Source organism: Flavobacterium sp. MDT1-60, assembly GCF_014844035.1.
Classification (GTDB): Bacteria; Bacteroidota; Bacteroidia; order Flavobacteriales; family Flavobacteriaceae; genus Flavobacterium.
Window position 1 is genome coordinate 5,057,748 of sequence record NZ_CP062159.1, and the last position, 24,968, is coordinate 5,082,715.

The 24,968-nt window shown below is 32.9% G+C and carries 19 protein-coding genes and 1 tRNA gene; 13 read left to right on the plus strand and 7 right to left on the minus strand.

All coding sequences use genetic code 11. The annotated features are described in order from the left end of the window. Positions 1–19: 19 nt before the first annotated feature. Positions 20–397, minus strand: coding sequence for a GxxExxY protein (locus tag IHE43_RS21230; RefSeq protein WP_192185743.1), 378 nt, complete (start codon positions 395–397; stop codon positions 20–22). A 116-nt stretch (positions 398–513) separates the two neighbouring features. Next, positions 514–3,150 (minus strand): alanine--tRNA ligase, encoded by a 2,637-nt coding sequence (gene alaS, locus IHE43_RS21235; RefSeq protein ID WP_192185744.1) that lies wholly within the window; start codon positions 3,148–3,150, stop codon positions 514–516. A 254-nt stretch (positions 3,151–3,404) separates the two neighbouring features. Here alaS and IHE43_RS21240 point away from each other — a divergent pair, with 254 nt between their 5' ends. The 8 genes from IHE43_RS21240 to IHE43_RS21275 all read left to right on the plus strand — a co-directional run bounded on the left by IHE43_RS21240 (position 3,405) and on the right by IHE43_RS21275 (position 10,934). Continuing rightward, the gene (locus tag IHE43_RS21240) at positions 3,405–4,382 is read left to right on the plus strand and encodes a peptidoglycan DD-metalloendopeptidase family protein (protein ID WP_192185745.1); all 978 of its coding nucleotides are present in this window, start codon (positions 3,405–3,407) and stop codon (positions 4,380–4,382) included. A gap of 47 nt (positions 4,383–4,429) precedes the next feature. Continuing rightward, positions 4,430–4,762 carry a MerR family transcriptional regulator gene (locus IHE43_RS21245; RefSeq protein WP_192185746.1) on the plus strand — a complete coding sequence of 111 codons (333 nt, stop codon included), beginning with the start codon at positions 4,430–4,432 and terminating at the stop codon, positions 4,760–4,762. Between the two features lie 42 nt (positions 4,763–4,804). After that, positions 4,805–5,392, plus strand: a complete 588-nt coding sequence (locus IHE43_RS21250; RefSeq protein ID WP_072975143.1) for a LemA family protein — start codon at positions 4,805–4,807, stop codon at positions 5,390–5,392. A gap of 85 nt (positions 5,393–5,477) precedes the next feature. Then, positions 5,478–5,915, plus strand: coding sequence for a TPM domain-containing protein (locus tag IHE43_RS21255; protein WP_192185747.1), 438 nt, complete (start codon positions 5,478–5,480; stop codon positions 5,913–5,915). Between the two features lie 3 nt (positions 5,916–5,918). Further along, entirely contained in the window at positions 5,919–6,761 is an 843-nt protein-coding gene (locus IHE43_RS21260) for a YgcG family protein (RefSeq protein ID WP_192185748.1), read from the plus strand. A 78-nt stretch (positions 6,762–6,839) separates the two neighbouring features. Next, positions 6,840–7,253 (plus strand): Rrf2 family transcriptional regulator, encoded by a 414-nt coding sequence (locus IHE43_RS21265; protein WP_056195014.1) that lies wholly within the window; start codon positions 6,840–6,842, stop codon positions 7,251–7,253. Positions 7,254–7,498: 245 nt separating this feature from the next. Further along, complete coding sequence (locus IHE43_RS21270) at positions 7,499–10,048, plus strand: TonB-dependent receptor (RefSeq protein WP_192185749.1); 2,550 nt, start codon at positions 7,499–7,501, stop codon at positions 10,046–10,048. Between the two features lie 142 nt (positions 10,049–10,190). Beyond that, positions 10,191–10,934 carry a DUF2490 domain-containing protein gene (locus tag IHE43_RS21275; protein ID WP_192185750.1) on the plus strand — a complete coding sequence of 248 codons (744 nt, stop codon included), beginning with the start codon at positions 10,191–10,193 and terminating at the stop codon, positions 10,932–10,934. A 162-nt stretch (positions 10,935–11,096) separates the two neighbouring features. On the opposite strand, the gene IHE43_RS21280 is transcribed toward IHE43_RS21275, so the two are convergent. The 5 genes from IHE43_RS21280 to era form a co-directional block, all read right to left on the minus strand. After that, positions 11,097–13,871 (minus strand): outer membrane beta-barrel protein, encoded by a 2,775-nt coding sequence (locus tag IHE43_RS21280; protein ID WP_192185751.1) that lies wholly within the window; start codon positions 13,869–13,871, stop codon positions 11,097–11,099. 214 nt (positions 13,872–14,085) lie between these two features. After that, positions 14,086–14,892 carry a hypothetical protein gene (locus tag IHE43_RS21285; RefSeq protein ID WP_192185752.1) on the minus strand — a complete coding sequence of 269 codons (807 nt, stop codon included), beginning with the start codon at positions 14,890–14,892 and terminating at the stop codon, positions 14,086–14,088. A gap of 324 nt (positions 14,893–15,216) precedes the next feature. Then, on the minus strand, positions 15,217–16,527 hold the full coding sequence (gene der, locus IHE43_RS21290) for a ribosome biogenesis GTPase Der (RefSeq protein ID WP_192185753.1): 1,311 nt from the start codon (positions 16,525–16,527) through the stop codon (positions 15,217–15,219). A 322-nt stretch (positions 16,528–16,849) separates the two neighbouring features. Further along, positions 16,850–17,443, minus strand: coding sequence for a CHAP domain-containing protein (locus IHE43_RS21295; RefSeq protein WP_192185754.1), 594 nt, complete (start codon positions 17,441–17,443; stop codon positions 16,850–16,852). A 133-nt stretch (positions 17,444–17,576) separates the two neighbouring features. Continuing rightward, positions 17,577–18,458, minus strand: coding sequence for a GTPase Era (gene era / locus IHE43_RS21300; RefSeq protein ID WP_026985744.1), 882 nt, complete (start codon positions 18,456–18,458; stop codon positions 17,577–17,579). Positions 18,459–18,574: 116 nt separating this feature from the next. On the opposite strand from era, the gene IHE43_RS21305 reads away from it, so the two are divergent. The 5 genes from IHE43_RS21305 (at position 18,575) to IHE43_RS21325 (ending at position 24,926) form a co-directional block, all read left to right on the plus strand. Continuing rightward, a tRNA-Met gene (locus IHE43_RS21305) sits at positions 18,575–18,647 on the plus strand. 232 nt (positions 18,648–18,879) lie between these two features. Further along, positions 18,880–20,100, plus strand: a complete 1,221-nt coding sequence (locus IHE43_RS21310) for a site-specific integrase (protein WP_192185755.1) — start codon at positions 18,880–18,882, stop codon at positions 20,098–20,100. 53 nt (positions 20,101–20,153) lie between these two features. Further along, entirely contained in the window at positions 20,154–22,685 is a 2,532-nt protein-coding gene (locus IHE43_RS21315) for a DEAD/DEAH box helicase (protein WP_192185756.1), read from the plus strand. 359 nt (positions 22,686–23,044) lie between these two features. Beyond that, on the plus strand, positions 23,045–23,914 hold the full coding sequence (locus IHE43_RS21320) for an AAA family ATPase (protein WP_192185757.1): 870 nt from the start codon (positions 23,045–23,047) through the stop codon (positions 23,912–23,914). Next, positions 23,889–24,926, plus strand: a complete 1,038-nt coding sequence (locus tag IHE43_RS21325) for a DUF3871 family protein (RefSeq protein ID WP_192185758.1) — start codon at positions 23,889–23,891, stop codon at positions 24,924–24,926. The genes IHE43_RS21320 and IHE43_RS21325 overlap by 26 nt, the downstream gene beginning before the upstream one ends. The last annotated feature ends 42 nt before the right edge of the window (positions 24,927–24,968 follow it).

Consider the following 24,968-nt stretch of genomic DNA (forward strand, 5'->3'; position numbering starts at 1 on the left):
AGTTTTTAAGTTAAGATACCTAAAGATTAGAAACTACTCTTTTGATCCCTAATTTAATGATCGGTACATTAAAGTTTATTAGTAAACCTAATTTCATTTTTGTAATTTTAAGATAAGTTAAAACTTGCTTTGCGTGGATATCTGTAATTTGTTCGATTGATTTGATTTCCAAAATGACTTTATTTTCTACTATTAAATCAGATCTAAACCCGATATCTAATTGAATTCCATCCCAAAGCACAGGCAATTGTTTCTGTCTTTCCACTGATAACCCTCTTTTTATTAATTCATGATATAATATTGACTCATATACTGACTCCAATAATCCTGGTCCAAGTTTTACATGTATTTTATAACAAACATCAACTACAACAGCTGAAATTTCATTTTCTGTCATTTTGTTTTTTTACAAATTTAAAGAAAAAACCTACATAAATATTTTACAAATAAAAAAATCGCAAAGCTTAAAAAAAACTTTGCGACTCTGCGTCTTTGCGAGATTAAAAACAGCTGCTACTTCACAAACTCAACTGTCTTAGCCAAAGCCTCCGCAATTCCAGCAGCGTTTTTACCTTTTCCAGAAGCGAAGAAAGGCTGTCCTCCTCCATTTCCTTCAATGTATTTTCCTAATTCTTTGATTACTGCATTTGCATTTAAGCTTTTCGATGCAACCAATTCTTTAGCGATATAACAATGAATATTTGGTAAGCCATCTTCTATAGAAGCTAAAAACACAAATGAATCTGCTTTTGAGCTTCCTAATACAGAAGCCAAGTCTTTAGTCGATGCCATGCTTAAATCTACTTGCTTTGCAAGGAAATTTACTCCGTTGATTTCTTGAAAATCTTTCTCCAATTCTGATTTTAAAGCACCTACTTTTTCTTTTAATAACTGCTCAATCTGTTTTTTCAATTTAGCATTATCTTCTTGCAAAGAAGCCACTGATTTTAAAATATCCTGTGGATTTTTTAATGTTTCTTTTATTTCAGATAAAGTATTCTCCTGATTTTGATAGAATTCTTTTACCGCATCACCTGTAATCGCTTCAATACGACGAATTCCAGCCGCTACTGCACCTTCAGAAATAATTTTGAAATGCCAGATTTCTGCCGTGTTTTTCACGTGAATTCCACCGCAAAGTTCTTTACTTTCACCAAATTCAATCATACGAACATTATCTCCATATTTCTCTCCAAATAAAGCCATTGCGCCTTTATCTAATGCCTCTTTAATCGGAATATTTCTGTGTTCTACCAATTGCAATTGTGCTTCAATTTGCGCATTTACACTTTCTTCAACCTGACGTAATTCTTCCTCTGAAACTTTGGAGAAATGCGAAAAGTCAAAACGCAAATAGTTCGGATTTACCAATGAACCTTTTTGCTCTACGTGAGTTCCTAAAAGGTTTCTCAAAGCCAAATGCATTAAATGCGTAGCGGAGTGATTTTTAGAAGTTGAACCTCTTAAATCGGTATTTACTTTTGCTACAAAACCAGCTTCAATATTTTCCGGCAATTGTTTTGCAAAATGCAAAATCAAGTTATTCTCTTTCTTAGTGTCAATGATTTCGATCGTTTCGTTTGCCGAAACTAAAGTTCCCTTATCTCCAACCTGCCCTCCGCCTTCCGGATAAAATGGCGTATTGTCTAAAACGATTTGGTAAAGAATTCCGTCTTTCTTAGAATCAACTTTTCTAATTCTGGTAATTTTTACTTCATTTTCTGTTTTATCATATCCAACAAATGTTTCTACATTCCCCGGGATTAAAACGGACCAGTCTTCCGTCGAAACTTCAGATGCAGCGCGTGAACGATTTTTTTGTTCCTGCATTGATGCATCAAATTCAGCTTCATTAAAAGACATATTTTTTTCTTTTAAAATCAAAGCTGTTAAATCTTTAGGAAAACCGAAAGTATCATACAATTCAAAAGCTTTTGCTCCTGAAACTTCTGAACCTTTAGTTTGAGCAATTACATTGTCTAATAATTGTAATCCCTGATCTAAAGTTCTCAAGAATGATGCTTCTTCTTCACGAATTACATTCGTAACCAATTGTTGCTGCGCTTTGATTTCAGGGAAAAATCCTCCCATTTGATTGGCTAAAACTTCTACCAATTTGTTGATAAAAGGTTCTTTTGTATTTAGGAAAGTAAATCCGTAACGAATCGCACGACGTAAAATTCTACGAATTACATAACCAGCTCCAGTGTTTGATGGCAACTGTCCGTCAGCAATTGCAAAAGCAACCGCACGAACGTGATCCACCACAACACGAATGGCAATATTCGTTTTATTTTGTTCTTCACTGATGTTTTTTATTTCATCAGAAGTATATTTTAAGCCTGTAATTTGCTCTAGTTTTTCGATAAGCGGGGTGAAAACATCGGTATCATAATTTGAGGTTTTACCTTGCAACGCCATACACAAACGCTCAAATCCCATTCCTGTATCAACGTGTTGTGCAGGAAGTTTTTCTAAAGATCCATCAGCTTTACGGTTGAATTCCATGAATACATTATTCCAGATTTCAACTACTTGCGGATGATCATTGTTTACTAAACTTTTACCTGAAACTTGTGCTTTTTCTTCTTCAGAACGTAAATCAACATGAATTTCAGAACAAGGTCCGCATGGTCCCTGATCTCCCATTTCCCAGAAATTATCTTTTTTATTTCCAAGGATAATTCGGTCTTCATCGATTAATGTTTTCCAGATATCCCAGGCTTCCTGATCAAAAGGTACATTATCTTCTTTGCTTCCTTCAAAAACAGAAACATAAAGATTTTCCTTTGGAATTTTATATACTTCTGTCAGTAATTGCCATGCCCAGTTGATGGCTTCTTTTTTGAAATAATCTCCAAAAGACCAGTTACCCAACATCTCAAACATGGTATGATGATAAGTATCAAAACCTACATCTTCAAGATCATTATGTTTTCCTGAAACACGAAGACATTTTTGTGTATCGGCAATTCTTGGGCTTTTTGGAGTTCCGTTTCCTAAAAAATATTCTTTAAACTGGGCCATTCCCGAATTATTGAACATAAGTGTTGGATCGTCTTTAAGAACGATAGGAGCCGATGGAACAATTAGGTGTCCATTGCTTTTAAAAAAGTCTAAAAATTGTTTACGTACGTCTTGTGATTTCATGTTTATTAATGAGATAATTTGAAAATGTGTCAATTAGATAATTCATCAATCTGAAAATCTGACCATTAAATTTTTAATTAAAAACTGTAAAATTTAAAACAACAAATTCCGTTTTTAATACATTATCTAATTATCAAATTGACACATTATCTAATTATTTTATTCTTGAAAAAAAGCAGTCAACAACTGAAACATTTACTAAATTTGTTCGACTAACTTATTTTACAAGCTGCAAAAATAGGGTATTTTAAAATATGGCGAAAGTAAAATATTATTACGACTCAGAAAATCTGGCTTATACAAAAATAAAAACCAGAAAAAGAGCAAAAATTGGTTATGCGTTGCTGTTTTTGTTGGCCTCAGCGCTGTTTGGTTTCATGGTTTTTGTTCTTTTAATTAATACTCCTTTTTTTGAAACGCCAAAAGATCGTTTACAGGCACGTGAAATTGAAAATTTGAAATTGCAATATGCCATTTTGAATAAAAAAATGGATGAAATTGATGCTGTAACTGAAGCTTTGGAAGACCGGGACAATAACATTTACAGGGTTTATTTCAATAAAACCGAAATTCCGGATTCTATCAGAAAAGCTGGTTTTAGAGATCCGAAAAGATATAAAGACTTAGAAGGTTATAACAATTCGCAATTGGTTTTGAATACCACAAAACGAATTGACAAACTTTCGAAAGAATTGGCGATTCAATCGAAATCATTGGACGAAATTTTGAAATTAGCGAGTGTAAAAGGGAATTTATTATTGGCAATTCCGGCTATTCAGCCTGTTCAGAATGAGAATTTAAAACGTGTTGCTTCCGGATTTGGATACAGAATTGATCCTTTCACGAAAGTACGAAAAATGCACAATGGTATGGACTTTACCGCCAATACAGGTTCTCCGGTTTATGCAACAGGCGATGGTGTTGTAGCAAGAGCTGATAATTCGGCTTCCGGATTTGGAAATCATGTCGTAATCAGGCATGGTTTTGGCTACGAAAGTTTGTACGCACATTTGAGCAAATATAACTGCAGACCCGGACAAAAAGTAAAAAGAGGTGATGTTATTGGGTATGTGGGAAGTACCGGAAGATCTGAAGGTCCACATTGTCATTATGAGGTGCATAAAGATGGAAAAGTCGTGAATCCGCTGAATTTCTATTATGGCAATATTTCAGCTGTAGAATATGTCGCGATTTCACAAATGGCAAACCAGGAAAACCAGTCATTAGATTAATACTTTAAAAAGTGTTATTTTTGGAATAAAATAGAAAATTAAAAAACATGCATATTGAGCTTTCAAAGGATAAAAGATATTACAGCATTGGCGAAGTAGCCAAAGCTTTTAATGTCAATGCGTCATTGATACGGTTTTGGGATAGTGAATTTGATATTTTAAAACCAAAAAAGAATGCCAAGGGCAACAGAATGTTTACACCGGAAGACATTATCAACCTGCAACTAATCTATCATTTGGTTAAAGAAAGAGGTTTTACTTTAGAAGGTGCCAAAACACATTTGAAAGAAGGACAAAAGAAAACATTAGATAAATTCGAAATAATACGTAAATTAGAGACCATAAAAACACAATTAAACGAAATTAAGAACGAATTATAGTATATTTATTAAAAATTAGAAACAAACTTAAATTAAATACACATGAAAAGATTTTTGCCTTGGATTATTGGAGCTGTTGTTATTATTGGAATATACATGTGGGCTTCTGGAATTTATAATAAAGCAGTAACTCTCGATCAGGAAGTGAAAGAAAGTTGGGGAAATGTTAACACTGCATATCAAAGGAGAAATGATCTTATCCCAAATATAGTTAGCACTGTAAAGGGATATGCTGAACATGAAAAAAGCACTCTAACAGCTGTAATTGAAGCTCGTGCTAAGGCCACTGGAATTACAATTGACCCATCAAACGTTACTCCAGAACAATTAGCTGCATTTAATTCAGCACAATCCGGAGTTTCCTCTTCATTATCTAAATTATTGGTTAGTGTTGAGCAATATCCAAACCTGAAAGCAAATGAAAACTTCTTGAAATTACAGGACGAACTAGCGAGTACAGAAAATCAAATCTTAACAGCTAGAACCCGTTTTAATGAAGCTGTTAAACCTTATAACAATAACATTAATACTTTTCCAAGAAATATATTAGCTGGAATGTATGGTCTTAAAGAAAAACCATATTTTGAAGCTTCTACAGGAGCAGACAAACCAGTGGAAGTAAAATTCTAAAAAAATAATATTTTTGGTTGATGATTTTAGATTTCCGTTTAGTCTGGAATCTAAAATCTGAAATCTAATATCTAAAATAACTCCAATGTCAAAAGTAGAAGATTTTTTATCCAAAGAAGAGGAACAAATAATTGTTGAAGCTATTCGCGTGGCCGAAAAAAATACTTCTGGAGAAATTAGAGTACATATAGAAAAAACAAGTTCTAAAGCTCCTCTTGATAGGGCTTTAGAACTTTTTCATGAATTAAAAATGGATGAAACCCAATTACAAAATGGTGTTTTATTTTATTTTGCTGTTGAAGACAAAACCTTTGCCATTTGTGGTGACAAAGGTATAAATGATGCTGTTGCAGATGATTTTTGGGATTGTACCAAAGACGCAATGACAGCACAATTTAAAGCAGGAAATTTTAAGCAAGGAATTGTTGACGGGATATTAAACGCCGGTGAACAATTGAAAAAATACTTTCCGTGGTCTGATGAAGACATCAATGAATTATCTAACGAAATCTCAAAAGGATAAATAATGAAAATTTTCCAAAACAAAATATCAAAGTCAAAAGGAATTTTTACATTGTCCTTTCTCTTAATAGCCTTTTTTACCACCAATTGCATTTTTGCTCAGTTTACAATTCCAGAGAAACCAAGTTTACAGACTTCTGTTTATGATTATGCCAATATTTTAAGTGCTACTGAAAAAGCACAACTGGAAGAAAAACTAGTTCGCTATTCAGATTCTACCACGACTCAGATCGTTATTATAACTATTGAGAGTTTAAAAGGAGAAGATGTTAGTCAGTTGGCTACAAAATGGGGACAAACCTGGGGAATTGGAGGAACTGCAAAAGACGATAATGGTGTTGTAATTTTATTGGCAAAAAACGAGAAAAAAATTGCTATTAATCCCGGATATGGAGTTGAAGACCGTTTAACGGCGGGAATTGGCGGAACCATAATCCGAAATATTATTATTCCAGAATTCAAAGCAGGAAGTTTTTACAACGGACTTGACAAAGGTACTGATGCTATAATTGACGTTTTTAAAGGAAAATTCAAAGGAGAAAGAAAACAACAATCCAAAGGAAAAAGTTTTCCGATATTACCTTTCATTGTAATTGTTGTAATTGTATTAATTTTACTGTCCCGAAATAAAAGAGGCGGTGGAGGAAATTCCGGCAACAATGGCGGTGGCGGGCCTAGCCTGATGGACGTAATTCTACTGAGTAGTCTTGGCAGAAGCGGTGGAGGCGGCTTTGGTGGTTTCGGCGGAGGATCATCCGGAGGTGGTTTTGGTGGCGGAGGCGGTGGCTTCGGTGGAGGATTTGGCGGAGGTGGATTCTCAGGCGGAGGTTCTAGCGGAGGCTGGTAAAACAAGTCGCAGTATTCAGTGACAGTTTTCAGTTTTAAAATTAATAATTCACAATTTATAATTCATAATTAAAAATAGATGTTATCACATAAAGCAAAATACGCCCTTAAGGCCTTACTTTATTTAGCAGAACAAGACGAAAATCACATTTCAAGAACGATAGAAATTGCTGATGGCGCCAACATTCCTAAAAAGTTTTTAGAGCAAATTTTATTGGATCTAAAACGAGGACGTTTTGTGAGTAGCAAGCAAGGAAAATTTGGCGGTTATTATCTGATAAAATCCAAAAATGAGATTACTTTGGCCGAAATTCACCGTTTATTTGACGGTGCAATTGCACTTCTACCTTGTGCATCTTTAAATTTTTATGAACCTTGTTCCGATTGTAAAACGGAGTCAGAATGCAGTCTGCGTCACGGTTTGCTTCTTATAAGAGACAAAACTTTGAAGGCAATGGAAGGGATTACTATAGCTTCATTAGTGAAGAAATAAAAAAATATTTCCTAAACCCTATAGGTTTAATAGAATTTGTATATATTTGCCAAAAATAATTAACAAATCATTTACAAATTTTTAACCCATGAAAGTACATTCCAGTAAATCAGGTGTAACAAAAAATCTTTTGCAAAACAATTATAGTCAATTCACAACTGTGAAAAACAATTCATTTATGATGTGCATGTGTTGGTAAAAAAATTTAATTTAAATTCTACTAATTACATATACTTAATATAAAAATGAAAAATCTATATAAAATATCACTTACAAGTATCTTTTTACTATTAGCCTTTACAACATCTTACGCACAAAATATTGAAGGTGTCGTATCAACTACAGAAAACATTCCATTAGAAGCAGTTAATGTTGTTATCAAAGGGACAACCTTCAGCACTACTACAGATCCAAGCGGGAAATTCTCAATCGATACTAAAGGGAAACTTCCAGTAACAATTCTAGTTCAATATGTTGGTTATAAAACTACTGAAATAGAACTTAACGCTATTCCGGCAACTCCATTATTGGTAACATTAAAAGAAGAAAATGAACTTGTAGAAGTTGTGGTTTCTTCAAGACGTCGTATCGAAAAAGTTCAGGATGTGCCAATCGCAATTTCTGTTATCACAGGAAAACAGGCGGAACAAACCGGAGCTTTTAATGTGAATCGTATTAAAGAATTAGTGCCATCAGTTCAGCTATATTCATCAAACCCAAGAAATACCGGAATTAATATTCGTAGTCTTGGTTCTCCATTTGGACTTACAAATGACGGAATCGATCCGGGTGTTGGCTTTTATGTTGATGGTGTTTATTATGCTCGTCCGGCTGCTACAACACTAGATTTTATTGATGTAGAGCAAATCGAAGTATTACGTGGACCACAAGGATCTTTATTTGGTAAAAACACAACTTCAGGAGCATTTAACATTACCACTCGCAAACCGAGCTTCACCTCAGGAGCTGATTTTGAAGTAAGTTACGGAAACTATAACTTTTTACAAGCAAAAGCTTCGGTTACTGGAGCTTTAGGTAAAAAAGTGGCAGGGCGTTTGTCTTTTTCAGGAACACAACGTGACGGTTTAATCGATAATGTTGTTACAGGAAGACCAACTAATACCTTAAACAATCAGGGAATCAGAGGTCAATTGCTTTGGACTCCAACAGTAAATACAAATATTATTTTAGCAGCAGATATTACAACACAACGTCCGGACGGATATGCACAGGTTGTAGCAGGAGTTGCTCCTACTCAAAGAGCTGCTTATCGTCAGTTTGATGCTATTGTTAAAGATTTAAATTATCAATTGCCAAGTTTAAATGCATTTGATCGTAAAATTGATCACGATACTCCATGGCGTTCAGGACAAGATATGGGAGGTATTTCTCTTAATATTGACACCAAAATTGGAGGCGGAACACTTACCTCAACAACAGCTTGGAGATTCTGGAATTGGGATCCATCGAATGACAGAGATTTTACAGGATTGCAAGTATTAGCTAAATCACAAAATCCAACGAGACAAACTCAGATCACGCAAGAGGTTCGTTATGCTGGTCAGTTAACATCAAAAATAAGCGGAGTTGCAGGTGTATTCTTCATCGATCAGACTTCTCAAACAGATGGTACAGAAGAATCCGGAAACGCACAATGGAGATTTGCACAAAGTACAACCAGTAACTTATGGAAAACTCCGGGTCTTTTTGAAGGATACGGAATCAAAACGGATGCAAATATCAGAGCATCCAGTGCGGCAGTATTTGGTCAATTAGACTGGGCTATTACAGATCGTTTACATATTTTACCAGGTTTAAGATATAACTTCGATAAAAAAGACGCGCATTATGCCCGTACAACATACGGAGGTCTTCAAACAACAGATCCTGCATTACTTGCTTTGAAAAAACTAGTGTACTCTGATCAGGCGTTTGACTCTAGTACTGATAATACAGATTTTTCAGGAAATTTAACTTTGACCTTTAAAGCATCTGATAAAATTAACGCTTATGCAACTTATGCTAAAAGTTACAAACCAGTTGGTGTAAACGTTGCTGGATTACCAACAGATTCAAAAGGACAACCTTTGCTTGATCTTGCGGTAATTAGACCCGAAAAAGTAAATCATTATGAAGTTGGAGTAAAAACTTCTCCTTTTAGAAATTCAATATTCAATTTAGCTTTCTTCAATACAGAAATTAAAGATTTCCAAACTAACGTTCAGGCAGCTGAATTAGGTGTGAACCGTGGTTATCTTGCGAATGCTGACAAAGTTCGTGTAAGAGGTGCAGAATTAGATGCAAGTTTTGTATTCAGCCAACATTTAACTGTAAATGCTGCTGCAACTTATACTGAGGGTACTTATGTTAAGTTTACAAATGCACCACTTCCGTTAGAAGAAACCGGAGCAGCCGTAGCTTATAAAGATGTTTCAGGAACTGATTTGCCTGGTGCATCAAGATGGGCAGGATCTTTAGGCGGAGAGCTTTCTGACAATGCCAAATTCTTTGGTAATGCTGGTAAAATTTTCTTAGCTCTTGATTCTTACGCACGTTCTGAATTTTCATCAAGCCCTTCTGCTTCAAAATATTTGGTAGTCCCGGGTTATACAATTTTTAATGCTCGTTTAGGTTTCCGTGCTTCTCAGGGATTATCTATTCACTTCTGGGGACGTAACTTATTAAACAAAGATTATTACGAACAATTATTACCTGCAGGAGGAAACACAGGACAATATGCTGGTGTAATCGGAGATCAAAGAACTTATGGAGTTACATTGAAATATTCATTATAAGAAATTAATTGAAATACAAAGCGAGATAGGTTCTTAAACTTGCCTCGCTTTTTTTATAATCACAAAAAAGAATTTTAAACCCATTTTATTCTTCGATAAATACATTTTGATTTATATATATTCGCAACCTGAATTTATATAAATGAAAATTCTCAGAATATTTTTCTTTTTTGGTCTTATAAGTCAAATTGGTTTTTCTCAAACAAAGAGAAATATCGACCAGCAAACCCTGACCTGGATTCGTTATTATAATATTTTACCCTTAACTGAGAAATGGGCCCTTCACTCCGAATTTGACAACCGTAGTTTTTTGAATCCTGTTCACGAAAATCTTTTTGTAATAAGAGTTCAGGGAAGATATCGCGCTACTAAACTGGTCGATTTAGGGGGAGGATTTGCTTTTTTTAGTACCAATACACAAGATCCGCATATTGATCCTGATTATTCAATTCCCGAATATCGCGGTCAGCAAGACATAACGCTAATTAATGATATTGCGAAAATCACTTTCCACAATCGTTTTCAGTTAGAAGAACGCTTTATTCAGAAAGCTACTAAAACGGAATTGCTGGATGATTTCTCTTTTTCTTTCCGATTCCGATATCGATTACAATCCACTTTTGATCTTTGGAAAAAAGAAAAACGAAGTTTAAAAGGTACTATTTCTGATGAAATCCTTCTTAATTTCGGAAAAGACAACAAAAGAAATACTTTTGATCAAAATAGACTTTACGCTGCATTACGTTATCATTTTAATCCTAATATTGGTTTAGAAGTGGGTTATTTGAAAAGTTTTCAACGACGTGCCAGCGGTGTTGATTTTTATGATCGTGATATTATTCGTTTTACACTTTACCACAGAATTGATCGAAAAACGAATAAATAAAAATTCCAAAATAATCCCGAAGCTTCGGGACCAATCCCAAAAATCAAATCTATAATAGCATACTATTTAGTAAACTATCCAAGAAAAAAATATTCAACCAAAAATAACTTTTATTTTGGAGATTTAGTCCCGAAGCTTCGGGATTACTTTAGAGTTTAAAACCTATTCTTCTCCTCCTTGACGCTCTCCTCCGCCTCTTCTTCTTTGTCCTTTTTCTTTAGCAGAAAAATTTCCAATTTTATAAGCCAGAGAAAACATCACATATCTTTTTAGAACTGTATTTTCCTCATCACGAATAGAAGTTGCCGAAATCGTTCTGGTAGCACTTTGGTTTTGATTCAAAACATCGTAAACTTTTACTTTGGCATAAAGTTTTTTATCAAAAAAACCATAAGACAAACTGGTATTCCACAAATAGAAATCCTTTTTGAAGTCGTCTGAAATATTAGAATTGTAACTATAGCTAAAATCATTTCCGAAAATTAGATTTGCCGGCCAATACGATGTCGTTTGCAAATTGATTCTATGAAGTACATTTGAACTCGCGTCTCTGTTGTAATTTTCATATTTAGTCTCATTATAAGACAGACTATAAGATGGCGAAATGGTAAGCACTTCTCCATATTCATAAGTCATATATACCTTTGGAGTAATAGCCGTAGATTTTGCATTGTACATCACGGCGTTAGTAAAACCTTTATCAAAAGAATAACTACCATTAAGCGCTAAACCATATCTTAAAACATGGGCATCTCTTTTTATAGACTGACTCCAGTTGGCACCAACCGAAACTGTATAAGTTCCCGATATATTTATGTAAGATGTTGTTCTTTTACCACTATCATCATACACAGATGTCGCATAAATATCATTACTGTAATAATCACCTTTAGCCATAAAACTATAACCTGAACGTGTTCTGAAATCAAAATTTCTGAAATTAAAGTTTACTGTATTTTTCTCTACAGGATCTAAATTCGGATTACCTATAATCGTATTCAATGGATTCGTTAAATTGGCAATCGGCATTAAGTAATTTGCTGCCGGAAGCGTGCTTGAATAATCGTATTTTAGAGTCAGGTTTTTTGATCGGCTGAATTTATATCGAAATTGTGCGGTTGCAAAAGGCAAAGCATATTTCTTATTTAATTCAGTTTCTTTTCCTAAGTACAACGAATAGTTATCAAAGCCAACAATAGACGTTTTAGAGTCCAGATTTAAAGTGAATTTATTTTTTTGCAAAGTAACTCCCACTTTAGGGCTAACCGAATTTTGTCTGGAAGTTGTGTACGTACTCAGCGATTCATTCAGATCAGAATACGATTGTGAAGCAGCATCAAAATCAAATGTTTTTTGATCTTTAACTTCGCTTTTCCAGTCAAAATCAGATCCAAATCTTATGCGTAAAGAATCTGTAATAGGCTCTGTATATTCAATATCTGCCGAATAAGAATCACTTGTGTTACTGTTTTTAGTATTCTGATTTCTCAAATCATCCGGTTTACTATCCTGATAAAAAATAGTTTGAGATTGATTCCATCCATCCGATTCAGTGTTTGAATTATTGTTATCAAAAACAAAACTTAGATTACGGTTTTTTTTCTTAAATACTTTATTAAAATTGATCGTGTTGGCAAAGCTCGTATTCTTACTCTCATTGTATGATTTAGCTGTGCTTTTGTTCAAAGCATCACCATTTTCATCTACTGAAGAAGTAGACGAAGATGAATCACTATTTGATCGTGACTGATTTAATTTTGGAGCCACAACAAGTCTCGTAGTCGGGTCTATTTTATATTCTAATTCGAAATTGGCTTTGTTGCCCGTATTTTCATTTCTTGTTTTTGCATCAGATTCGGTGATAATATTTCCTGTTGGCAAAAAACTAAGCTGATTCGATTTACTTTCGTTTTTATTAATCGTATTGGCAAAATTGTAGCTTCCCATAGCTGCTAATTTTTCACTCCAGTCATCTGTATAATTAACACCAAACAAATTAGATTGTGTAATTCCTTTTCCGTTACCCGCAGAACCGCTATTTCTATTGCTATTATTTCTTCCGCCACCCATATTATCAAAAACTTCATCCTGAGCAAAACCGGTTGAATTTATATTATTGGAAGACCCTAAAACACTTATCTTCCGTTTATTATTGAAGAAGTTCATAATCAGACTACTTTCATACCGATCGTCAGAACCGTAGCCTCCTAATATTTTTCCAAAATAGCCTTTGTTTTTTTTCTCATCAATAGTCAGGTTAATTGACGAATAATCTGAAGTAGATTCTTGTTTGGCCAGCTCCTCTTTCTTAGACTTAAAATCTGAAACCTGAATTTTTTTTATAATGTCGGCAGGTAAATTTTTCAGAAGCAAAGCCCCATCTTTATCAAAAAATGTTTTTCCGTTGACAAGAAACTGTGTTACTTCCCGCCCATTTACGGTCACTTTTCCGTCATTATCAACATCAACTCCTGGTAATTGTTTTAGTAAAGTCTCCACATTAGAATCCGGGCGCACTTTATATGAAGCAGCGTTAAATTCCAATGTATCTTTTTTCATTGTAATAGGTGGAGCAGCAGTTTTAATTACAACATTATCTAATGCATTGACATTTTCAAGGACATATAACTTTCCAAAATCTTTGCTTTCTAAAAGTCCTTTTTGCTCTTCAATATACGGCTGATAACCTACATAGTTTATTTTTAGCAAAACAGGTTTGTCATATTTTTTGGTGTTTATTCTAAAAACACCATTTTTATCTGTAGTAGCATATTCTATTATAGTAGAATCTTTTACAGTAGTAAAATAAACGGTAGCAAGCTCAAGAGGCAGTTGCGTATTGATATCAACTACAGTCCCTTTAACAATAATATCGTTCTGGGCATTGGCGGCAAAACAAAAAAGAAAAAACAGTAAAAATGAATAAATCCTGGTCATAAATTGGTTAGTTAGAATAGTTAAGACTATAAAAAACACAAAAGGTTTAATTGTAGTTTTTACATTTATTCAAATAATATGACAATTACATGAAAGACATTTTTTGTAAATTTGAAATCAAGCATAAAAAAATCCCGAATTACTCGGGACTTTTCTAAATATAGATGCAAATTTGCTAAAATTGAATATATAAAACCTAATCAATTTAAGCCAATTAAATATCTTTCTCGCTTGGTAATGGCGATTTAAAATCAGGCACTAATATCGTCGTTTGCAACTTATTAGCTGCAGGTATTTGATCAGAAAGTATTGTAAATATAGTATTAGTGCTTTCACCATTTGTTATATTTACTGCGACAGCATATTCAGCAACTTTTTCCCCTTTATCATCAAAAATACTAACGATATGTTTTAATGGTGCACCATGGGAAGCGTAATAACCATCAAGATGGGTTAAACCATTATGAGTTTTATCAACATTTATCAATCCTGTACCGCTACCTCCCTCATATTTCGTTTGAACTTTAGCGGTATAATTCCAGCTCTTTAATTCATTCGATAATTGAAACACTGATATTACGCGACCATTTGTTGGCAGTAATGTAAATGAAACCGGAGTGTTTACTCCTGCTACTACATCTATAGTTTGTGCAGTAGATATATAATTAACCGCAGCCGACTTTACTTCCCATTTTATAAATAAATCATTTACAGATGAAGTGCTGGATTCCCCTGTCCAGTTACCATAAACATATTCTTCTCCAATGCCAGAATTAGCCGTAACAAATATTCTTGAAATTCCTGTACTAAAATTTCTTATCTCAAATCCATCAGCAGCACCGACATTATTATCTGAAACGATACCGAAATTAAAAGTACTTGCAACCCTGCTTTGATCAATTTGTCCTGAACTCCAAGGCTGAACTTTAATCACAACCGCGTTAACAGTAACTGGAAGCGTTCCGCGCTTTACATCTTTCCCCGTAATATTACTTTTTTGAGAATTAAGATTAATATTCATTGACGTTTCTTGACTAGCAACATCGTCATGTATTACGCTATCTTCTGAGCAACTTATTAAACTAAATAACAATATACCTACTAATGTAATTTTTTTCATATTTTTTTATTTAAGCAAATCTCATCTAAAATAATATTAAATACAAATCATTTCTCTAAAATTAATAATATTATTACTCCTGTTTTGTAATATACTCAGCGCTATTCTGGTCAAATCATAATCTAAAAAGTTCAAAATTGCATTTTCTAAATTCTTGGTTTCAATAAAATAAAAAAATCGCTCATAGATGAGCGATTTAATTTTTATTTAAAAAATATAGAGCATTTATTTCTCTCTGATATAAATATCGATTGGCACTCCTGAAAAGTCCCAATTTTCTCTAATTTTATTTTCAAGATATCTTTTATATGGTTCTTTAACATATTGTGGCATGTTAGCAAAAAACACAAACTGAGGTGTTAAAGTTGGCAACTGCATACAATATTTAATTTTCACATATTTACCTTTTGTCGCTGGTGGTGGATATGCTTCAATCACTTTCAACATAAATTCGTTAAATTTTGAAGTAGGAATTCTTTGTTTTCTATTTTCAAAAACCTGAACTGTAGCTTCCAATGCTTTCAATAAACGTTGTTTCGTTAAAGCCGAAACGAACAAAATTGGCACATCAGTAAAAGGCATTAATTCTTCCTTAATTTTTGCTTCGTAATCACGAGTCGACATGGTATCTTTTTCAACCAAATCCCATTTGTTTACCAGGATTACAACACCTTTACGGTTTTTCTCAGCCAACCAGAAAATACTCTGATCTTGCCCTTCAAATCCACGAGTTGCATCGATAACTAATATACAGATATCTGCATGCTCAATCGCACGTACTGAACGCATTACCGAGTAAAACTCTAAATCTTCTTTAACTTTAGCCTTACGACGGATTCCAGCAGTATCCACTAAATTAAATTCAAAACCAAAACGGTCAAATTTTGTATCAATTGCATCACGGGTTGTTCCTGCAATATCCGTTACCATGAAACGTTCTTTACCAATTAATGCATTGATAAAACTAGATTTTCCAGCGTTCGGACGTCCTACAACAGCAAAACGAGGTAAAATAACCTCTTCCTGAACAGGTTCTGGTTTTACCGGAAAAGACTCAATTAAAGCATCCAATAAATCTCCGGTTCCACTTCCTGAAATACTGGCGAAAGTAAAATACTCTCCCAATCCAAGGTTATAAAACTCCAACGCATCTTTTTCACGCATTGCGTTGTCAACCTTATTTACAGCCAATAAAACTGGTTTTGTCACTTTACGCAATAGGCGCGCAACAACATCATCCATTGGTGTAATTCCTTCTTCTACATCAACCACAAAAATAATAACATCAGCCTCGTCGATAGCAAGCTCCACTTGTTTGCGAATTTCACCTTCAAATACGTCATCAGATCCGCGAACATATCCGCCGGTATCAATTACAGAAAACTCTTTTCCGTTCCACTCGCTTTTACCGTAGTTTCTATCTCTGGTAACTCCAGAAACCGAATCCACAATAGCTTCTCTTCTTTGTATCAGCCTATTAAAAAGGGTTGATTTCCCTACATTAGGTCTTCCTACTATCGCAACAATGTTATTCATTTTTTTGAATTTTAGATTTTAGATTTTAGATTTTAGATTTTTAGTTCCCTAAAAACCTAATCGCTTGTAATCCAAAATGCTTTATTTTAATTTTTTGCAAAGGTAGGTAAAAAAGTGGCTAATTTGCCAAGTTTATAAGCACCTAAGTTTTTTATTATTTTTCCTGTTATTTTGAGGTATTTTTAAGGAGCTGTTTCCTGCTATCCGTTTCAATCTTTTTTATTGTAGAAAAAACAATAAAAAAGGATTTCCACTTCTATCAGGGCTAGGGCTTGAGGCATCAAAAGCTTTTTACATTTATATTCAAAAAACATAAAATCTTTTATTCCTTTCTTAGCCAACCCAATAACCTATCATTTTCTATTTTATAATATCCGTTTTTATTTTCTAATGTAAAACTTTCTCTTGAGCCACTAAATGGTCCTGGATTTTGCTGAATAATCTCGATTTTATTTTGAGAAACTTTCGATATTATAGCAACATGCCCAAATCTATTTAAAACAGATCCTGAAAAAATGACCAGATCTCCCACTTTAGGCTTTGCTGTACCAGGATTTTTATATTGAATTAAATTTCGTTTTAAATTTAAACCTCCATCTTTAACTTCTGGATCAAAAAAATCTTTTGCATGACCATAAGCATCGGGCATTTTATGGTTTAAATATTCGTAATAATATCTTTTTACGAATTCAACACACTGATATTTAAGTCCTAGATTGTAATTATCTTTGGTAACGTTTCTTTCCAGTACATGATCAACACCACCATTATAATACACTTTTACACCATTTAAACTGTCTAATGGCTGTCCTATCTTATAATTACGGTTTAGATTTACTTTTTTTACAACTTTTAAACCGGCGTAACCCAAAGCTAAAACTGAAATTAGGATTAGAGCAGTCTTTTTAACTTTCATTTCTTCTTTTTAAAAATAATGTTCTTTTTAATTCTGTTTGCGTGAGGGATAGTAGTGAAAATCCTTTTTATTTTTTCTTTAAAAATAAAAAGATTGCAACGGATAGCCCGACCCGGAGGGACACTCCCAAATACTATTGATTATATCCGAAACGTTTCAACATATTCGCATTGCTTCTCCAGTTTTTATTCACTTTCACCACTAATTCAATATGTATTTGTTTTCCGAAGAATTTCTCTAAATCAGCACGGGCATCGGTACCTACTTTTTTCAAAGCTGCACCTTTGTGTCCGATAATAATTCCTTTTTGAGTTTCGCGTTCTACCATAATGATTGAACGTATTCTTATGATTTTTTCATCTTCAAAAAACTCTTCAGTAACTATTTCAACTGCATACGGAATCTCTTTGCTGTAATTCAACAAGATTTTCTCGCGGATAGTTTCGTTTACGAAGAAACGTTCTGGTTTGTCTGTTAATTGATCTTTAGGATAATAGGCCGGAGATTCTGGCAATAGAGAAATAATTCTGCTGAAAACTTCCGGTACATTAAAATTCTGTAAAGCTGAAATTGGGAAAATTTCAGCATTTGGCACTTTTGCTGTCCAAAATGCAACTTGTTCTTCTAATTGTTCCTGATTCGAATTGTCAATTTTATTCAACAATAACAAAACCGGGATTTTAGCGTGAATGATTTTATTAAAAAAAGCTTCGTCTTTTAAGTCCTGCTCCCCTATTTCAACCATGTAAACCAAGATATCAGCATCTTCAAAAGCCGATTTTACAAAGTTCATCATCGATTCCTGCATTTCATAAGCGGGTTTGATGATTCCAGGAGTATCCGATAATATAAGTTGAAAATCTTCGCCATTCACGATTCCAAGAATACGGTGACGAGTTGTTTGTGCTTTTGATGTAATGATCGATAATCTTTCTCCAACAAAGGCGTTCATCAATGTTGATTTTCCAACGTTTGGATTCCCTATGATGTTTACAAAACCTGCTTTATGTGACATTTGTGTACTATTTATTGTGCAAAGGTAGTCATATCAACTCAATACAGAAAATAAAACATTTTTTAAAGTTTTCGTTGGATTTCCCAAAAAACGACGTATCTTTGCACCCGAAACATCGCGGGATAGAGCAGTAGGCAGCTCGTCGGGCTCATAACCCGAAGGTCACAGGTTCGAGTCCTGTTCCCGCTACTACAAAGAGAACTTATTTTTAAGTTCTCTTTTTTTATGTCCTAAAACCAAGGATTTACACTACTTCCCTATTCATCTTAACTCCAAAAAATTCTACAAATAAGGTTTACTTAAAGGTTGCACCTATTTTTTTTAAAAGGTTGCAAAAAAGGGTCACAAAAAAGGTTGCAGTCCTAGATCTAAAAGGTTGCACTTTAAAAAACTAAAAATCAACACTTTAAACCTAACCAACATGAACATTCATAAACTTAACATACTTTTTGTTTTATCCAAAAGCAGAAAAAGAAAAGATTCAAAAGCTCCTATCACATGTAGATTAACATACATGGATTTAAGAAAACAATTTGCAACAGGGTTATTTATTAATCCTGATAACTGGCATAATAAAGAACAAATTGCTAAACCTCCAGATGAGGATAATAATTTCATTAATACACAACTAAGCCTGATTAAACAAGAAGTTAATCAGGCTTTTTTATTTCTAAAAGTTCAGAAAAGCTCATTTGATACGGATGATATTTATCTACAGTACAAAGGAGAGAATATTAAAATAGAAAAAAAACTGCTAGAAGTATTTAATATGCACAATGACTCAATGAATAAACTTATTGGTATTGAATACACAAAAAGTACATATTCTAAATTCATTGAAGCAAAAAGCCATACTACAGACTTTCTAAAATATAAATACAACAAAAAGGATATCAACTTAATAGACATCAATTTAAAGTTCCTACTAGAGTATGAATTATATCTAAAATCCGAGAAAAAGCATAAACAAATTACAATAAATAAGAGCATTCAGAGATTAAGAAAAATAATCAAACTTGCTCTTTCAGAAGGATTTATAATAACAGACCCTTTCCTCTTATACAAGCCTAAAAGGGTTGAGAATCAAGTTGTTTTCCTTACTCCTAAAGAACTAAGGAAATTGGAAGAGCATAAATTCTCACAACCTAGACTTCAACAAGTATGTGACATGTTTATTTTTTGTTGCTATAGTGGTTTGCCGTATAATGAAATGTCAAGTTTAACTCAGAGAAACATCATTAAAGGATTTGATAACAATACATGGATTGATATGTATAGGCAAAAAACTAAAAAGCAGTTTAAAATACCTCTATTACCACAGGCTAAAAAAATACTAGATAAATATAAGACCGAAGGAACTAGACTAAATAAATTATTGCCAATAATTACCAATCAAAAATTCAATTCCTACCTCAAAGAAATAGCTGAAATCCTAGGTTTTGAAAAGAATCTAACTCATCATACAGCAAGAAAGACTTTTGCCACTACAGTATTATTATATAATGATGTACCAATGGAAATTGTGAGTGAGCTACTAGGTCATTCAAAAATGAGTGTTACTCAAGCCCATTATGCCAAAGTAGTTCAAAGTAAAGTTAGTGAGCATGTTTCTAAGCTAAACAAAAAATTGAGTAGGAAATAGTTTTAATAATTTAACTGTGTTGTATATTTTTACAATACAGTTAAAATTATTTTATGGAACTACCAAACCAACATTTTCAAGACTTCCCTATCGAGTTTAAAGAAATTAATCCAAGTGATTTTCCAGAATTTGAAGTTGAAAACAATGAAAAAATTATTATTGAACCTAATGCACAGGGGTTTATTAATGATGCTTTTCAAACACATATAGTCCTAAGACATAAAAATACTGTTGTAGTAAATGCATCAGTAGGACAAGGAAAGAGTACAGCTATAATAAGAACCATTGAAAAATATTATAATGAACACCCTGATACTGTAATAGTTGTTGCTTCTCCTTATGTCAGCCTTGTAAAACAATATTGTGATGACATACATTTCAAAGCAAACATACCTGAAAGCCAAATTTTTAATTATGGTAAGATAGGAAGAGAATTGGATATAGATTATAAGACAAGGAGAATACACGTAGCTACAGTAAATGCACTTCTTGGAAATCCAGGGGATAATGCATTTAAGAACTCTGATGAGAAAAGACAATACTTAAATACACTAATAAGCCATTGCACAACTAATAATCTTAAAGTTGTATTTATTTATGATGAAATTCATGATGCTATACAAAATTTTAAAGAAGAATTCATTTTTAATCTTTGGAAGTGGAAGGATATAATTCTTAAAAACTATATCCTTAGTGCTACTTATAATGAAGCTTCAAAGGTTGTGATAGAATACCTTTCAGAGCTTACAGATAAAAAAATACAAATTATAGAATCAAAAAGAATTGTCTTTCCTGATAAGCAAAGTAGATTATATCTTCATTATAATCCTGCTCTTAACTATAAAGCAACAAACCCTGAACTAATTCAAATAGTCAAAAATTTAATTCGTGCTGATAAAATGATTGATATTTTATGCTACTCTAAAAAATTAGCTAAAAACATCATGAGTGAAGAATCAGAGATAGGTAAACTATTAATTGATAAATATGGGGAAATTAATGATTGTACTTCTGAACTAGAAGATAATTCTAGACAAGGAAATGAAGAACCAAAAAACATTTATGATAATAATAAATGTAATGTGGGAACTAATTTTAAAACTGGAGTAAGCATAATTAAAAGTAATCACGCCTTTATTATTATAATGCCTCCTGAAGGAACTAAGATGAAATTCAGCAACTATTTTGGAATTTTCTCTGATGGTATAAATTCTGTAATACAAGCTTTAGCTAGACAACGAACTCGCGAAGAAATTCATATTCTTTTGCCTGAACCCTACAAGTTTAACTATAGTTCTTTAACCAATTCAGGTTGTAATGAACATCAAATATCAATATTTAAAAAATTTTATGACGAAGTAGTAACTTATAGGACTACTAATACTATTGATTACTTAAAACTAAATACCCAAGATGATTTAATAAGTAGATATTACAATGAAGAACTTTATGGGCATGTAAGTAATGAAATAACTCATATCAATTCACTAGAAAGACAAAATTTAGCACCTTTAAGATACCCTCCATACAAGCAATTTAAGCTAAACAGAGGAGAAGAATATTTATCCTCAAAATTCTATTTTTTTGGAAAGGATATTTCTTCATACCTAACCTATTGTGCTTTTACTAATCAGTTTGTAAATTGTAGACTTACTGGTTTAAACACAAGGCCTGTTTTATACTTTGAAGAAGGAAAAATTCAAAGAAATTTAATTAGATTATTTGAAGAATACTTTAAAGATGAAGAAAATTTAATGCCACATTTCAACTTCAATCATTTTTACATAGAAACAAGAACCAAGTTATTCAATTCATTTAAATTAAAAATTAAAAGTGATGTAGTGTGGAATGATATTAATCCTTATAACAGAATTTTTGAAAATCAATTAATTCGTTTTTGTGCAAATCAATACTTTAAAGATAATTATTATTACTCAAGAAGTTCCTCAAACAGATTAAGAGATATTGAGTACACAAGAGATACTTATTTCTTAGAATGCATTTCTGTTGCTAATACTATAGATTTAAATGAAGTTAATTATTCTGAGGAACAAAAAAATAAAATAAAAGCATATCAAAATCTTAATTCAATACGTAATGTCCTAATACAAAAAATAGGAACTCATTCTCGTGGAAGTACAAACTTTAGTTATCTACCTATAAAATTACTAGAAGGTTTCCTTAACCCAATTGAAAGATCATTATTTGATGAAACAATCACATTACTTATTGAATCTGATGACTTTGTAAAAAATGACATTTTCAATTTTAGGAGAAACATTATAAGTACAGATAGTAGTGCTAGTACACTACATAAAAAAGTAGAATCACTTTATAAAATGCTAGTTGATGATTTTTTTGAGATACAAGAATTAGGAGAATCAGGAAAACCTCCTAGAATAATAATTAACGAAAGTAAAGAAAGTGTTAAGCGGATTATTAGCATTAAAGTACTGCCAGACCCTTCCAGAGTCATTGATACTTTACAAGCTGACCCGTTAATAGAGTTTGCGAATCAACATCATGAAAGTTTTGAAGCATATCAAGACAAAATAAACAGACTCCTAACCAATACAGGATATTAGCCTATTAAAAAGTGTCCTTTTTTGTTTTTCTCTTATTATACTAGAAACAAAAAAGGACACTTTATAAAATACTAAAGCCAAATTTCAAAATTGAAGTTTGGCTTTTTTTATATTTTGACATAAGGGGTTCTTTAAAAATCTCCCCAACCTTAAAAATCTTTGATTTAACAACGCACGAGCTTGGAGGAGGACTACTTTAGGAGTAGATTTTGTTTCAATGTTTTGATGCACAAAGCTACTAAATTTTCAGGACATTTTCAACTGCTAGAGCTATTTTGTAGCTAATAGCCAAATCTTTACGTGCTTGAAAAAAATAATTTTATTCATTTCAATATTAACAATTTTAAACAATTTTATTTATGCAATTAAGACATTCTGAAAGGAAAAAAGCTAAAATCAAACTTGCAATACAAGGTGTTGCAGGTTCAGGTAAAACATATTCAGCTTTACTGTTAGCACATGGTTTAACTAATGGAGATTTTTCTAAGGTTGCTATTATAGATACTGAAAATGGGAGTGCTGATTTATACGCACACCTAGGACAATATAATGTATTAACACTAACACCTCCATTTACTACAGAAAATTATATCAAAGCTATTGATATTTGTGAGAAGGCAGGGATGGAGGTAATTATTATAGATAGCATTTCTCATTGTTGGGATTACTTATTGGATTATCATTCAAATCTAGCAGGAAATTCATTTACAAATTGGGCAAAGATTACACCTCTTCAAAAATCATTCACAGATAAGATATTGCAATGTGATGCTCACGTAATTGCCACTATGAGAACTAAACAAGATTATGTCCTAAATCAAAAAGATGGTAAATACATTCCTGAAAAAGTAGGTTTAAAAGCTGTACAAAAAGATGGATTGGATTATGAATTCACAGTAGTCTTTGATATAAACATAAAGCACTTTGCTGTTTCATCTAAGGATAGAACTGGATTATTCATGGGAAAACCTGAGTTCGTCATTAATACTTATACTGGAAAGAAAATTTTAGAATGGTGTAACTCAGGAACTAATTTACAAGATGCTAGAGAGAAGATTAAAAGTTGTAATTCAATAGAATCTCTGAAAGGGCTTTACTCCCACTATAGCAATTGGAGGGAATTATTAGAATATGATTTTAAAGTTCAAAAAGACAAAATAAATACAAATGAATTATTAATTAATCCTAAATCCTTTAATACAGATGGAACTACTACGCATAGAATCTAGACCAACAATTCAGTTTAATACTGAACCTCAGCAATTAATCTTGAATACTCCTAATGTGCCTAGGACTCCTGCTCTATTTAAAGCACCTCCTTTTGAAGTTAAACCATTTATAGAAGCAAATACTACCGAAATTAATCTTGCACATTTAAAGAACAATTGTGTTATACCAGTATTCTCAAAGGATAATGAAAGAACAATTGCGCATCAGGAATTTATAGAAATTGTAATAGGATGTGCTAGTAAAGTGTATCCTAATCATGTCTTTGAAAAGCCTGAAATACGAGTTTCCCATGAAATAAAAGGTAGAATTCCTGAAGCTATACAAAAGCAAGCAAAGGATTTACTTGAGCATGAAAGAACTCAGTATTTTGAAAGAATGGCTTTCATTGTTAGAATTCCTAGTATCACAGAAACAATTAATGGCAATGAAATGTCTCTTGTAATAGGTGGGGTTCGAAGTTATAATCTCGAGAATTTATACAGCAAGAAATCTTTCGAGAAGTTTAAGTTCTTTATAGGTTTTCAGGTCAAGGTTTGTTGCAATTTATGCGTGAGTACTGATGGCTTTACGGAAGAAATGAGGGTAACTAGTTATGTGGAACTACAGTCAAAGATTATCGAAGTTCTTCAGAATTATAATGCTGAAAAGCATGTAGTACAAATGAAAGAACTTTCCGAGCAATCTCTTACAGAACATCAGTTTGCTCAATTGCTAGGCAGAGCTAGATTATACCACCACTTACCCAAAAAGGACAAATTAAATATTCCTGCACTAAATTTTAATGACGGACAGATCAATGTTGTTGCTAAAGATTACTATGACAGCGAAAACTTTAGTAGAAATTCAGATGGAGATTTGAATCTATGGAATATGTATAACCTTTTCACGCAGGCTAATAAAAGCAGTTATATTGATACATTCGTAGACAGGAATGTAAATGCCTTTGATTTTTCAAAAGGCATTTCAAAAGCACTAAATGGTAGTGGTAATTACCATTGGTTTTTGAGTTGAAAAAAACCCAACTCCTTCAAGAGTTGGGTTTAAGTTTTTTAA